12 protein-coding genes are annotated in these 12,722 nt (G+C 62.9%); 4 read left to right on the top strand and 8 right to left on the bottom strand.

Going from position 1 to position 12,722, the window contains the following annotated elements; genetic code table 11:
• Nucleotides 1-25 precede the first annotated feature (25 nt).
• On the top strand, nt 26-2,167 hold the full coding sequence (locus SAB01S_RS14845) for an alpha-glucuronidase family glycosyl hydrolase (RefSeq protein WP_439646689.1): 2,142 nt from the start codon (nt 26-28) through the stop codon (nt 2,165-2,167).
• Between the two features lie 72 nt (nt 2,168-2,239).
• Nucleotides 2,240-3,316 (top strand): LacI family DNA-binding transcriptional regulator, encoded by a 1,077-nt coding sequence (locus SAB01S_RS14840; protein ID WP_062733920.1) that lies wholly within the window; start codon nt 2,240-2,242, stop codon nt 3,314-3,316.
• A 51-nt stretch (nt 3,317-3,367) separates the two neighbouring features.
• On the opposite strand, the gene pyrF is transcribed toward SAB01S_RS14840, so the two are convergent.
• Genes pyrF through SAB01S_RS14805 form a run of 7 tightly spaced genes read right to left on the bottom strand, consistent with a single transcriptional unit; the run spans nt 3,368 to nt 9,548 of the window.
• Entirely contained in the window at nt 3,368-4,042 is a 675-nt protein-coding gene (gene pyrF / locus SAB01S_RS14835; RefSeq protein WP_062733918.1) for an orotidine-5'-phosphate decarboxylase, read from the bottom strand.
• Nucleotides 4,039-4,419: a lipopolysaccharide assembly protein LapA domain-containing protein gene (locus SAB01S_RS14830; RefSeq protein ID WP_062733916.1), complete on the bottom strand. Its 381-nt coding sequence runs from the start codon at nt 4,417-4,419 to the stop codon at nt 4,039-4,041. Before SAB01S_RS14830 ends, pyrF begins: the two co-directional genes overlap by 4 nt.
• A gap of 33 nt (nt 4,420-4,452) precedes the next feature.
• The gene (locus SAB01S_RS14825; protein ID WP_083951371.1) at nt 4,453-5,322 is read right to left on the bottom strand and encodes an aldose 1-epimerase; all 870 of its coding nucleotides are present in this window, start codon (nt 5,320-5,322) and stop codon (nt 4,453-4,455) included.
• A gap of 17 nt (nt 5,323-5,339) precedes the next feature.
• On the bottom strand, nt 5,340-6,752 hold the full coding sequence (locus SAB01S_RS14820; protein ID WP_062733914.1) for a sugar porter family MFS transporter: 1,413 nt from the start codon (nt 6,750-6,752) through the stop codon (nt 5,340-5,342).
• Between the two features lie 21 nt (nt 6,753-6,773).
• Nucleotides 6,774-7,649, bottom strand: coding sequence for an SMP-30/gluconolactonase/LRE family protein (locus tag SAB01S_RS14815; RefSeq protein ID WP_062733913.1), 876 nt, complete (start codon nt 7,647-7,649; stop codon nt 6,774-6,776).
• A gap of 1 nt (nt 7,650) precedes the next feature.
• Nucleotides 7,651-8,409 carry a D-xylose 1-dehydrogenase gene (gene xylB, locus SAB01S_RS14810; protein WP_062733911.1) on the bottom strand — a complete coding sequence of 253 codons (759 nt, stop codon included), beginning with the start codon at nt 8,407-8,409 and terminating at the stop codon, nt 7,651-7,653.
• Nucleotides 8,406-9,548, bottom strand: a complete 1,143-nt coding sequence (locus SAB01S_RS14805; protein WP_062734004.1) for a fumarylacetoacetate hydrolase family protein — start codon at nt 9,546-9,548, stop codon at nt 8,406-8,408. The genes xylB and SAB01S_RS14805 overlap by 4 nt, the downstream gene beginning before the upstream one ends.
• A gap of 99 nt (nt 9,549-9,647) precedes the next feature.
• Here SAB01S_RS14805 and SAB01S_RS14800 point away from each other — a divergent pair, with 99 nt between their 5' ends.
• Nucleotides 9,648-9,902 carry a hypothetical protein gene (locus SAB01S_RS14800; RefSeq protein WP_157078365.1) on the top strand — a complete coding sequence of 85 codons (255 nt, stop codon included), beginning with the start codon at nt 9,648-9,650 and terminating at the stop codon, nt 9,900-9,902.
• 106 nt (nt 9,903-10,008) lie between these two features.
• Here the strand turns inward: SAB01S_RS14800 and SAB01S_RS14795 are convergent, their stop codons facing one another.
• Nucleotides 10,009-10,434: a calcium-binding protein gene (locus SAB01S_RS14795; protein ID WP_062734002.1), complete on the bottom strand. Its 426-nt coding sequence runs from the start codon at nt 10,432-10,434 to the stop codon at nt 10,009-10,011.
• A gap of 283 nt (nt 10,435-10,717) precedes the next feature.
• Between SAB01S_RS14795 and purB the strand changes: the two genes are divergently transcribed.
• Nucleotides 10,718-12,034 (top strand): adenylosuccinate lyase, encoded by a 1,317-nt coding sequence (gene purB / locus SAB01S_RS14790; RefSeq protein ID WP_062733905.1) that lies wholly within the window; start codon nt 10,718-10,720, stop codon nt 12,032-12,034.
• The last annotated feature ends 688 nt before the right edge of the window (nt 12,035-12,722 follow it).

The following is a 12,722-nucleotide window of genomic DNA, read 5'->3' as shown; positions in this document are numbered from 1 at the left end:
GACGTCCATGAGGAGAGGAAAAGTGATGGCGCGCTTGTTCTGCTATCTGACGGCCATGGCCCTGACGATACTGGCCCTGCCCGTTCGGGCGGAAGACGGCTATGATCTTTGGCTGCGCTATGCGCCAGCGGGCCAAGCCCGTGGGGCGGACATCAGCGCGCACGCCCGCGCCATTTCCGCACGAGGCGACAGCGCGACGATGGCATCCGCAAAGCAGGAATTGCAACGCGCGGTGACGAGCATGACGGGCCACGCGCCAGCCCTCACTACCGAACCGGCTGCGGGATCGCTCTGGCTTGCAACGCCCGGATCCACACCCGCTATCCCTGTACCGCTGAAGGGACTTGGCGCGGAGGGCTATGCGATCCGCTCCATCGACCGCGCAGGGCAGCCAGTCACGCTGATCGCTGCCAATAGCGACATCGGTATCCTGCACGGCGTCTTCCATTGGCTTCGCCTTGCGCAAACCGGCGCGTCGCTTGACCGGCTCGACATTCGCAGCGCGCCGCGGATCGGCCTGCGCCTGCTCAACCATTGGGACAATCTGGATGGCACTGTAGAGCGCGGCTATGCAGGCCAGTCGATCTGGGACTGGTGGCGCCTGCCAGACTATAAAGGACCGCGCTATACCGACTATGCGCGCGCCAACGCCTCCATCGGAATCAACGGCACGGTGCTCAACAATGTGAATGCGAAAGCAGAGAGCCTGAGCGCCCCTTATATCGCCAAGGCGGCGGCACTGGCCGACATATTCCGGCCCTATGGGATCAAGGTCTATCTGTCAGTCAAGTGGACGGCGCCGATGGAACTGGACGGTCTCAAGACGGCCGATCCGCTGGACCCGAAGGTCGCCGCTTGGTGGAAGGCCAAGGCCGATGAGATATATCGGGCTATCCCCGATTTCGGCGGCTTCCTCGTCAAGGCAAACAGCGAAGGCCAGCCTGGCCCGCAGGATTATCAACGCACCCATGCAGACGGGGCCAATATGCTGGCAGCCGCCGTGAAGCCCCACGGCGGTATCGTGATGTGGCGCGCCTTCGTCTACGCGCATGACAATCCGGACGATCGCGCCAAACAGGCCTATGATGATTTCAAGCCGCTCGACGGCAAGTTCGCCGACAATGTGATGGTGCAGGTCAAGAATGGCGCGATCGACTTTCAGCCGCGCGAGCCATTCCACCCCTTATTTGGCGCCATGCCCAAGACCCCGTTGATGATGGAATTTCAGATCACCAAGGAATATCTGGGCCAATCGACGCACCTCACCTATCTCGGCCCTCTTTTTGAAGAAACGCTCGACGCTGACACCTATGCCAAGGGGACAGGATCGACCGTCGCCAAAATAATCGATGGCTCGCTGGATGGGCACAGGCTCACCGGCATCGCCGGCGTCGCCAATATCGGGATCGATCGCGACTGGAGCGGGTCGATCTTTAATCAGGCGGACTGGTATGCCTTTGGCCGCCTCGCATGGAACCCGGACCTGTCCGCAGAAGCCATCGCCCGCGAATGGACGGCCATGACATTCTCGCCCGACCCGCGCGTAATCGATCCGGTCGTCGCCATGATGATGGGTTCGCGCGAAGCGGCGGTGGATTATATGACGCCGCTCGGCCTGGCCCACCTCATGGCGACCGGCCATCATTATGGCCCGGCGCCCTGGGTTTCGGAATTGGCCCGACCGGAATGGAACCCTGTGTATTATCACAAGGCCGATGCGGACGGGATCGGCTTCGACCGGACCAAAAGCGGCAGCAATGCGATTTCTAAATATGCGCCCGCCATCGCGCGGCGACTCGCGGACCCAGCTACTACGCCGGAAAGCGAATTGCTCTGGTTTCACCATTTGCCCTGGGACTATCGCCTGAAATCCGGTGAGACGCTCTGGGACGGGCTGGTCCATCGTTATGATCGCGGCGTCGCCTATGTCGCGGACATGCAGCGGACCTGGGAAAGCCTTCGCCCGCTTGTCGACCCTGAACGCTTTGCCCAGACCAAAGCCTTCCTGGCGATCCAGCATCGCGAAGCCCAGTGGTGGCGTGACGCGAGCATCGCCTATTTTCAATCGATCAATCATCTGCCGCTGCCGGCGGGCGCGCAGGCCCCCGCGCATGACCTGAACTGGTACAAGGCGCGCAGTTTCCCCTACGCGCCGGGCCACAACTGAATTTTCGATTCTACAAAGGGAGCGGTTGTCGTTACCTAGGCTCACCATAGCGTTTCACGAAAGCCGCCGCCGTTGACCGACACCCGTTCCTCCCGCCGCCAGCGTAATGCCCCTACGATCAATGATGTCGCGCGCCAGGCGGGCGTTTCCCCAATGACGGTGTCACGCGTCATCAACAGCGAGCAGGTGGTTCGGCCCGAAACGCGCGCAAAGGTGGAAGCGGCCATCGCCGCGCTGAATTATGCCCCCAGCGCTGCGGCAAGGACGTTGGCGGGGGGAGACGAAACCCGTGTCGGACTGCTCTATTCCAACCCGTCATCATCCTATCTGAGCGAATTTCTGGTCGGCAGCCTCGACCAGGCCAGCCGCAGCGGCGTCGACCTGGTAGTGGAAAAATGGGACGAGGAAACGACCATTGCCTCGGTCGTCGCCCATCTGGAGCGTGGCCGCATCGACGGCGTCGTCCTGCCGCCTCCCTTGTGCGATCATGAAGAATTGGTGCAGGCGCTTGGTCGTGCCGGCATTCCGGCGATCGCGGTTGCCACGGGTCGACCGCCCTCGGACCTTGCGGCCGTCAGCATCGACGATCGTCAGGCCGCTTATGAAATGACCTGCCATCTCATTGCCTTGGGTCATGCGCGGATCGGATTTGTCAAAGGCAATCCCAATCAAAGCGCCAGCGCACGCCGTTTCGAAGGCTATGTCCAGGCGCTGGGCGAGGCCGGCTTGCCGGTTGAGGACGAACTCATCGCGCAAGGCTATTTCACCTATCGGTCGGGCCTGGATGCAGCCGAACATATCCTGTCGCTGGCCGAGCCGCCGACCGCTATTTTTGCCAGCAACGACGATATGGCTGCCGCGACGGTGGCGATCGCGCATCGATCCGGTCTGGACGTGCCGGGCGACCTGACCGTCTGCGGGTTCGACGATACGTCGCTCGCCACTACCATCTGGCCAGAATTGACGACGATCCGCCAGCCGATCAGCGCTATGGCGCGGGCAGCGGTGGAAGTGCTGGTCAAGCAGCTCAGAACCAGGCGGAGCCAGCAGGTGGAGAAGGCCACGCATCTGGTATGCGATCATGCGCTGATCCGCCGTCAGTCGGACGCCGCGCCCCGTTCGCGCCCGCGCCAACGCCTGGCCCCCTGAAGCGGGCCGCGCCTGACGGGTCACCACGGGGGCTGGTAGATTGAAGCAGCCTTAGAGCGTTGCTTCGATCGCGCGCGCCGCAAAATCAGGATCGTCGGCAAGGCTGATCGGGCGACCGACGACCAGGATCGACGCGCCATTGTCCAACGCTTGGCGTGGGGTCACAGCGCGCTTCTGGTCGCCCATCGCGCCGCCAGCAGGCCGCACGCCCGGCACGACAAAGAAGCCATCCGTCCAGGCCTTCTTCGCCATCGCCACTTCCTCGCCCGAGCAGACGATGCCGTCCAGTCCGGCGTCCTGCGCCAGATCAGCCAGTCGGCGGACCTGATCAGACGCTTTGGCAGCCACGCCGACATCATTCAGGTCGCCATCATCCAGGCTGGTCAGCACGGTCACGGCCACGACCTTGGTATGAATGCCTGCCGCCGCCTTGGCATCCTCCAGCATGGCCCGGCCGCCTGCGGCATGGACAGTCAGGATAGCCGGCTCGAGCAGGTGCAACGCCTGCACCGCCTTGGCGACGGTGTTGGGAATATCATGCAACTTGAGGTCAAGGAAGATCGGCAGGCCGAACTTCGTCATTTCGTGCACGCCATGGTGCCCGTTGGCACAGAAAAATTCGAGACCGAGCTTCAATCCGCCCACGTGATGCCGCACCTGCCCCGCCAGATGCTGCGCCTTGGCAAGATCGGGCGTGTCGATGGCAACGTAAATGGGACTGGTCATGCAGGGCCTGTAGAACTGGAGGTGGAGGGCAAGGGATCCGCCTGCGCTGCTGTCGGCGCAGGCGCGTCGGGTTCGAGCGAAACTGGAGCCATGCCGGGCGCTGGCGTGATGCTCGGCGGAGCGGAAGGCGCGGTCGCCGCGGCCAGTGCCCGTTCGGTATTATCAAGACGCCGTTTGAGGCGCCAGCGGGTGGCCCGCGCCATCACCCAGAAGGGCAAGGCGCCCAACAGGAATGCCCCGATCAGCAGCACCGGCAGCTTGGTTTCCATCACCAGATCGCCCCATAGTCGCACAGTGACCGGGACGTAATTCGCCATGCAGAAGAAGGCGAGCGCCACGGCGATGACGACCCAGAAAGCGGTCCGCAGAAATTGCATTGGCGTTTACCCTCACTGCCCGTTTGGGGCAGCTTAGGCGATCCTGCCGGATTTCGGAAGCGCCTGATCGCGTCTGTCGATCGCGATGGTCATATGCAGCCTAGCTGTCTCGCCCGATTGCAGCACCGCCATCCCGCCGCGATGGATCGCGTCGGGGATGTGGCTCACAGGCTCCAGGCAGAAGAACGCGGCCCCCGGTGGCCGATAGACATGAAGCCATTGGGCACCAGCGGCGGTGACGGTCAACTGCACGCCATCCCCCCGCACGACGGTCGCCGCGCCATCCCATCCGCCATAGACATTGTCGATCAGGCTGTCGCCCGACACCGGGCTTGGTCTGGACCAATCGCCAAGACTGTCTGCCGCCACCTCTTGCTGTGGCAGCATGTCAGGGGACGAAAGCCACAGCGTATGCGCGGCAAAGCTGAGCCTCGTGTCTTCGTCGGCCACAAAATAAGGATGAAAGCCAAGGCCGGCAGGCATCGGGCGGTCGCTCGCGTTGAAGAGCGATAGCGAAAGCGACACTTGCGCAGGGGTGAGCCGAACATCCTGTTGCGCCCGATAGCGCCAAGGCCAGCCGGCGTCTCCGCCATGGTCATGCTCCAACAGGATATGGTCGACAGCTGTCGTCTTCACTGTCCAGTTGGTCTGCCAGCCAAAACCGTGGATGCTGTGCGGATGGTCACCAAAGTTCAGGGGAAGCCGATGCTCCTCCCCATCGAAGGTGAAGCGTCCTTCGGCAATCCGGTTTGCATAGGGCACGAGCGGGAAGCACGCCATCGCCAGCGGGTCGGTCGCCCCTTCCGGCGCCTGGCGCAGCAGGTCGACGCCATCCAGCGTCAGGCCCGTCAGCGATCCGCCGATCGCGGGCGACAGCGCTGCCTCCAGCGCCCCCGCCCGCAATGTGATGATCTGCGCGCTCAGCCGACCATGTCCTCTAGCTCACGGCCCTTGGTTTCGTTGACCATCGCCCGTACGAAGAAGAAGGAGATGAGCGCGAAGAAGGCATAGCCGACATAGGCCACGGCCAGACCCGGCCATACGACCAGCGAGGGGAAGCTGACCGACACCAGCGCATTGGCGATCCACTGCGCGAAGCCGGCGACCGCCAGTCCAGACCCGCGGATCTGGTTCGGGAACATCTCGCCCAGCATGACCCACATGATCGGACCCCAGCTCATGTTGAAGAAGATCACGTAGAGATTGGCCGCGACCAGCGCCAGGACGCCATTATTGCCGGGCAGCGACACCGCGCCATCCGCGCCGGTGACGGCCGTCGAAAAGGCATAGGCGACTGTTGCCAGCGTGACCGCCATCCCGGCCGATCCGATCAGCAGCAACGGCTTGCGGCCGATGCGGTCGACCATGGCGATGGTGGCAAGGCAAGCGCCGATCGACAGCACGCCCGACAGGATGTTGGTCTGAAGCGCGTAATCTTCGGAAAAGCCGACCGCTTCCCAAAGGGTCGCGCCATAATAGAACACCACGTTGATACCGACCAGCTGCTGAAAGACGGCAAGGCCGATGCCGGTCCACACGATCGGACGCACCTTGCCACTGGTATTGTCGATGAGGTCGCTAAGCTTGGGCCGATGATGGTCCGCGGCGAGACTGGCGCGAATGTCTGCGACCTTGCGCGTGGCTTCGGCTTCTCCGAACAGGCGGGTCAGCACGGCATGCGCACGCTCATCCTGTCCGCGCGCGACGAGGTAGCGGGGGCTTTCGGGAATGATGAGCAGAGCCAGGAAGTAGATGGCGGCGGGAATCGCCTGCAACCAGAACATCCAGCGCCAGGCGGGAAAGCCCATCCACAGTTCGGCCGTCGATCCGCCAGCATAGCGGGCGAGCACGAAATTGGCGACGAACGCGCCGGTCAGACCGGAAATGATCATGACCTGCTGGACCGAGGACAAACGACCGCGAATGGCCGCTGGCGTGACTTCGGAAATATAGACGGGAGATATGACGCTGGCTGCGCCCACGCCCAGGCCGCCGATGATCCGCGCGATGATGAACACCGCCGAGGAGCCGGCCGCGCCAGCCAGCAGTGCGCTCGCCAGGAACAGAATGGCCGAGAGCATCATGACGCCGCGCCGACCGATGATGTCAGCCATGCGCCCAGCGCCAAAAGCACCGATCGACGATCCTACGAGGATCGCGCCGACGTTGACGCCGATGCCCAGACTGCCTAGGTCAAAGGCGCTTTCCAGCCCCTTCTGGGTCCCGTTGATGACGCCGCTGTCATAGCCGAACATGAACCCGCCGATCGTCGCAACAGCGACAATCGCGACAATGAAGGCCATATTGACCTTCGCAGCAGTCCCCTCACGCATTATCCTGTCCTTCCCGCTCTTCTATATCGTTGCTATCTGGCCCGGCAGCCCGGCCACGCCGGGGTCGAAGGTGAAGAGATCGCCCGCCAGAGGCTGCTTTGTCAACGCTGTCATGTCCAGCCCCTTGCGAGCCGTGGTCGCATAAGCAGTGCGAAGATCCTCGCCGCCAAAAGCAATCTTCGTCACATTCGCCACTGGGAAGCGAACTTCACGCATCAGCTTGCCGGCCGGATCGTAGCGGCGCACGGCCCAACCTCCGAACAGCCCGGTCCAGACGCAACCCTCGGCATCCACGGTGGGACCATCTGGATAGCCGGCATCGTCCTCGATCCGGGCAAAGAGCATGGTGTTGCCCACACTGCCGTCCGGTTCGACGTCGGTGCGCCATATCCGTTTGCCCAGCGTATCGGTATGATAGAGGATGCGGCCATCGGGAGAAAAAGCAGGGCCGTTGGTGATCGACACCGGCGGCAGGCCGCTTTCCGCGCATCCACCGCCGTCGACGCGATAGAAATGCCCGCTGGCGTCCACTTCCGCATCGTCCATGGTTCCAAACCACAGCGCGCCGTCAGGCGCCACGCAGGCGTCATTCTGACGATTGCCGGGCAAATGCGTCTCGGGCGCATGCAGCAGATCGAAGCGAGAACTGTCAGGATCGAAGCGATGCACGCCAGACTGAAGGCCAACGGCAAATTTGCCATCCGCGGTGGGCACTATCCATCCCACTTGCCCGGGTGCTGTCCACCTGCGCGCCATGTCCTGAACCGGGTCGTAGCGGTGGATGCGATGCGTCTTGATATCCACGAACCAGAGCGCCGCGTCGCGCGCCACCCAGACAGGTCCTTCGCCCAGCGTCGCGCCTAGGGAGACAATGCTCTGCGGCTCCGCCACGCCCATGTCAGCGCCAGCCGGCGTCGATGAAATAGTCGTGTCCCGTGCAATAACGCGCATCATCCGAAGCGAGGAACATGGCCAACGCGGCGACATCGACGGGAAGGATGCGGCCATCCAGACACTGCGCCGCGACGATTTCCGCCTCCCCTTCGGGCGTATACCATTTTTCCTGACGCGGCGTCTTCACATTGCCCGGGATGATCGTGTTGACGCGGATGTTATCGCGACCAAGGTCGCGCGCCAGGCTGCGGGTCAATCCCTCGATGGCGGCCTTCGCCGTCTGATATAGCGTCAATTCCGGAAGCGCGAGATGCCAGCTGATGGACCCGAAATTGAGGATTACGCCGCCGCCCGCGCGCTTCATCGCCGGCGCAGCAGCCTGTGCGGCAAAAAAGAGATGCCGCAGATTGACCGCCATGCGATCGTCCCAATAGTCCGGCGTGACCTCTTCTATGCCATGACGGTCGTCATTGGCGGCATTGTTGATGAGGATGTCGATGCCGCCAAGCTGTTGCTCGACCTCAGCCATCATCGCCTGCACCTTGCCGATATCACGCAGATCGACCTCGTGAAACAGGGGCGCAAAGTCGCTCCCGGCCAGACGCGCGACCAAAGCCTGACTTTCATCCCTTGCAATATCGCAAAATGCGACATGCGCGCCCTGACCGGCGAAGGCTTCGACCAGCCCTTCACCGATGCCGCTGCCACCGCCGGAAATGAAAACCCGTTTCCCCTTGAGGCTAGGGTAGATGGCGCGGCTCATGCAGGATCTTTCTGTTGCGTGTTCAGCAAGCCGCGAGCGGCAAGATTGGTCATCAGGGCAACGACACCGAAATCCCAGGCGGCAGCATCCTTCGATGTCACGACCTCATTCACGAGCGTGCCCAAGCGCGGTGTGGAAATGGCGACGCGGTCGCCCACCCTGTGGGTAAAGCCGCGACCGGGTTCATCCCGATCCTGAACCGGCGCGAACAGCGTGCCGAGGAACAGCGCAAAGCCATCGGGATAGTGATGTTCCGACAGGGTCTGCCGGACCAGTTCGAGCGGGTCGCGGCTGATCTGGTTCATGCTGCTGACGCCCTCCAGCCGATAGCCTTCGGGCCCGTCAATGGTGAGAGCGACTTCGGCATTGCGGACATCGTCGATGGTGAAATCATCATCGAACAGGCGCACCAGCGGGCCGAGCGAACAGGAGGCGTTATTGTCCTTTGCCTTGCCCAGCAGCAACGCTGACCGCCCCTCAAAATCCCGCAGGTTGACGTCGTTGCCCAGCGTGGCGCCGATGGTGATGCCGACTGCGTTGACGAGCAGCACGATTTCCGGCTCGGGATTGTTCCAAGTGGAATCCGATCGGATACCGATTTGGGCGCCCGGCCCCACGGACGACAGGATCGGGGCCTTGGTGAAGACCTCTGCATCAGGGCCGATGGCGACTTCCAGATATTGCGACCAAAGCCCGTCCTCGATCAGCGCCGCCTTGAGCGCGGCAGCCTCTGATGTTCCGGGGACAACGTTGCGGATCGAACCGCCGACCCTGTCCTCCAGTCTTGCGCGGATTTCGCTGGCGGCAGCAGCGTCGCCCCGCGCGCGTTCCTCGATCACGCGTTCCAGCGCGGATACCGCAAAGGTGACGCCGCAGGCCTTCACACATTGCAGGTCGATCGGGCTGAGAAGGGGGGCAGACAGGCTATCCAGCGGCCCCATGCTCTGACCGGTTTCGGCTGCAAGAGGCAGCATGTCCGCCAGTTGCGCGACCGTCGGGGCGACGCCGCTCATGTCATAGGCGATGCCGTCGCGCACCAGGATCGGGCTTGGGCCGTCGGAGGTTTGCACGCGGCCAAGGAACAGGCCCTTACGCCAATCGCTCGGCAGAAAATCGAGCAAGGAAACAGCCCCCGACATCATTACCTCTCCAAAAAAACCGCGCCATTCTTGATAGCGCTACCACCACATTTCCGGGGCTGGTGTCAAGTGTTGTCATGCGAATGAGACGTTTGGCGTATGCGGGAGGCTGTCTGCAAAAAGCCTCTTTTCGAGGTGCGCGGGTTGCGGCATTGTCGTTGCGTCAAATTGAAAGAGCCGGGAAACGGGATTTTGGAACGAGAGAGCGCGCCGAAAAAGGATGGCAAGGCCAGCGAGGATCTGGCTGGTGCGGCGGGGACCGCGGCGGGGAAATCCGTGTGGATGGGCACGGCGGTGGGCATCGGGTCTGCCGCGATCGTGGCGGCGCTGCTTTATGCGCGGCGCAGGAAATAAGCGGAAATGCCAAAGGGCGGCATGGCCTTCGTTCCATGCCGCCCCCTGGTGCGACCCGTTCGGGTTCTTTTTCCGCCCTTCGTGACTGGCGGGGATATGATTTGGCTCAGGCGCCGGCGCTGAGATAAGTGATGAGTTCAGGCTTGCTGACCATCAGGCTCTTGTCCGCGTCCGCCGTGCTGAACGCGCCGTTAGCCCAGGCCGTCACCTGATCGGCGGGGAGTTGCTGGCCGGTCGCCTTCATCTCTTGATTCTTGAGCGCCAGCATCCAGCGGGAAAATTCCGACTGGTCGAGCTGGCCATCGCCATTGGCGTCGTAGGCCGGAAATTCGCTGTCGACGATCGAGGCCACCGATGCGCCCGGAGTCGATTGCGCGGGGGTCGATTGCGCCGGGGTAGCGGCGGACGGCTGCGCCGGCATGGCGGCCGACGGCTGGGCGGGCTGCGTCGCGGCGCCGGGGGTCATGGCCTGCTGCGCCAGAGCCGGGGTCGCGGCCGTCAGAACGGTTGCCAATAAAAATGCGCGGATCATCATGATCTCCTGTTTCTAATCTTCTTGGGCCAGCAAAGGCGAAGACGCCAGCCTGCCCATTAGTGAAGATAGAATAGATTAATCCGCCCGGATGTTCCTGAACCCCCGTTCATCTTGCGTCATTCGACCAGTAAAATCGTTCGATTCGTCCCTTCTTCGTCATGGGTCCGCACGCCCGTCCACACAGGCGGGAGAAAAAGCGCGCCGATTTGCCCGCGGCGGGCGACGCTGCTAGGGGGCGCGGCACATCGACTTTCCGTTTCCAGCCAGACAGGATTCGCCCATGATCCCCCGCTATTCCCGCCCGCAGATGACCGCCCTCTGGGAGCCGGAAGCCCGCTTCAAAATCTGGTTCGAGATCGAGGCGCATGCGACAGAGAAGCTGGGCGAGCTGGGCGTGGTGCCGCCGTCGGCCGCCAAGGCGTTGTGGGACTGGTGGGCGACCAACCCGGCGATCGACGTGGACGCGATCGACGCGATCGAGGCCGTGACCAAGCATGACGTCATCGCCTTCCTCACCTGGGTCGCCGAGCAGGTGGGCGACGAGGCGCGCTTCATGCACCAGGGCATGACCAGTTCGGACGTGCTCGACACGTGCCTGGCGGTGCAACTGACCCGTGCCGCCGACATATTGATCGAGGATCTCGACCGGCTGCTGGACGTCATCAAGCGCCGCGCGTTCGAACATAAGCTGACCCCGACCATCGGCCGCAGCCACGGCATCCATGCCGAGCCGGTGACGTTCGGCCTCAAAATGGCGGAAGCCTATGCCGAATTCAGCCGCTGCCGCACCCGGCTGATCGCGGCGCGGGCCGAAGTCGCCACCTGCGCCATTTCCGGCGCGGTCGGCACCTTTGCCAATATCGACCCGCGCGTCGAGGAGCATGTCGCGGAGCAGCTGGGCCTGGCCATCGAGCCGGTATCGACGCAGGTCATCCCGCGCGATCGCCACGCGATGTTCTTCGCGACGCTGGGCGTCATCGCATCGTCCATCGAGCGGCTGGCGGTCGAGGTGCGCCACCTGCAACGCACCGAAGTGCTGGAGGCGGAGGAATATTTCTCGCCCGGCCAGAAGGGGTCGAGCGCGATGCCGCACAAGCGCAACCCGGTTCTGACCGAGAACCTGACCGGCCTTGCCCGCATGGTGCGCGCCTATGCCCTGCCCGCGATGGAGAATGTCGCGCTGTGGCATGAGCGGGACATCAGCCATTCGTCGGTCGAACGCTATATCGGCCCGGACGCGACCATCACGCTGGACTTCGCGCTCGGCCGCCTGACCGGGGTGATCGACAAGCTGCTGGTCTACCCTGAGCGGATGATGAAGAATCTCGACAAGATGGGCGGCCTGGTCCACTCGCAGCGCGTGCTGCTGGCGCTGACGCAGGCCGGCGTGAGCCGCGAGGATAGCTACCGCTACGTCCAGCGCAACGCGATGAAAGTGTGGGAATCGGACGGGCAATTGTCGCTGATGGAATTGCTCAAGGCCGACGCCGACGTCGCCGCCGCCCTGTCGCCCGACCAGATCGAGGAAAAATTCAACCTCGATTATCATTTCCGCCAGGTTGATACGATTTTCGAGCGGGTGTTCGGCAAGGCCTGACCCCCTGTCGCCCGGCGGCGCATTGCCGAGTCGCCGGGTGAGTTTGACGGCAGGGCGAAGTTCACAGTGTCGTCGGCGATTTTCCGCCCGAAGCGACCCCGACGCGACCACGAAGCGACCATGAGGCGACCACGAAGCGACACTCTGCGCCGGGCGGACGGGCGGCCATTGAGGCGTCCGGAAAGCGTTGGCGCGGGCGGGCAAATGCGTCATCCGCAAGGGTAGATCAGAAATAATCCTACATTGGTAGGGGGTGTGGGGTGGCGCAGGTCGGCGCTTCCGTGCTGGGTCGATTACGATGGTGGTGGCGACCAGCGGAAACAAACTAAAGGCCATGGAAGTCCGCTCTGCGCCATTTGTCGTCACTCACCGGCCCATCGTCATCTCTCAGAAGCGGCCATTCGTTCAGATTCGACCGGCCTATCTGGCAAAGGAAAGCTGCCGGTCGGCCATCGACCATTATTAGACGGCGCGCGGAGCAATCGGTCTGCCCGCTTGCGGACATTCGCAATGCCGCTACGCTGGCCTCATGACGGATGTATCACATTTGATCCCTGAACTCGCCGAATGGAACGATGGGCAAGGCATCGCGCCTTCTGATTGGATATGGATCGAAGGCCGAGCAGATCATGCTTTGGGTTTCTGCTCGTTGTTTTGGCCGGGAATCGTGTTGTTTGAAGACTATGTG

It is taken from the genome of Sphingobium abikonense NBRC 16140 (assembly GCF_001598335.1).
Lineage (GTDB): Bacteria > Pseudomonadota > Alphaproteobacteria > Sphingomonadales > Sphingomonadaceae > Sphingobium > Sphingobium abikonense.
Note: the sequence above shows the minus strand (reverse complement) of the source record. Positions and strands in the feature narration are given on the sequence as shown.

What these genes read in the sequence shown, in the direction of transcription:
- SAB01S_RS14845 (WP_439646689.1), top strand. Translation starts at nt 26, where the DNA reads ATGGCGCGCTTGTTCTGCTATCTGACGGCCATGGCCCTGACGATACTG.
- pyrF (WP_062733918.1), bottom strand. Translation starts at nt 4,042, where the DNA reads ATGACCAGTCCCATTTACGTTGCCATCGACACGCCCGATCTTGCCAAG.
- SAB01S_RS14830 (WP_062733916.1), bottom strand. Translation starts at nt 4,419, where the DNA reads ATGCAATTTCTGCGGACCGCTTTCTGGGTCGTCATCGCCGTGGCGCTC.
- SAB01S_RS14820 (WP_062733914.1), bottom strand. Translation starts at nt 6,752, where the DNA reads ATGCGTGAGGGGACTGCTGCGAAGGTCAATATGGCCTTCATTGTCGCG.
- SAB01S_RS14815 (WP_062733913.1), bottom strand. Translation starts at nt 7,649, where the DNA reads ATGGGCGTGGCGGAGCCGCAGAGCATTGTCTCCCTAGGCGCGACGCTG.
- xylB (WP_062733911.1), bottom strand. Translation starts at nt 8,409, where the DNA reads ATGAGCCGCGCCATCTACCCTAGCCTCAAGGGGAAACGGGTTTTCATT.
- SAB01S_RS14805 (WP_062734004.1), bottom strand. Translation starts at nt 9,548, where the DNA reads ATGTCGGGGGCTGTTTCCTTGCTCGATTTTCTGCCGAGCGATTGGCGT.
- SAB01S_RS14800 (WP_157078365.1), top strand. Translation starts at nt 9,648, where the DNA reads ATGCGGGAGGCTGTCTGCAAAAAGCCTCTTTTCGAGGTGCGCGGGTTG.
- SAB01S_RS14795 (WP_062734002.1), bottom strand. Translation starts at nt 10,434, where the DNA reads ATGATCCGCGCATTTTTATTGGCAACCGTTCTGACGGCCGCGACCCCG.
- purB (WP_062733905.1), top strand. Translation starts at nt 10,718, where the DNA reads ATGATCCCCCGCTATTCCCGCCCGCAGATGACCGCCCTCTGGGAGCCG.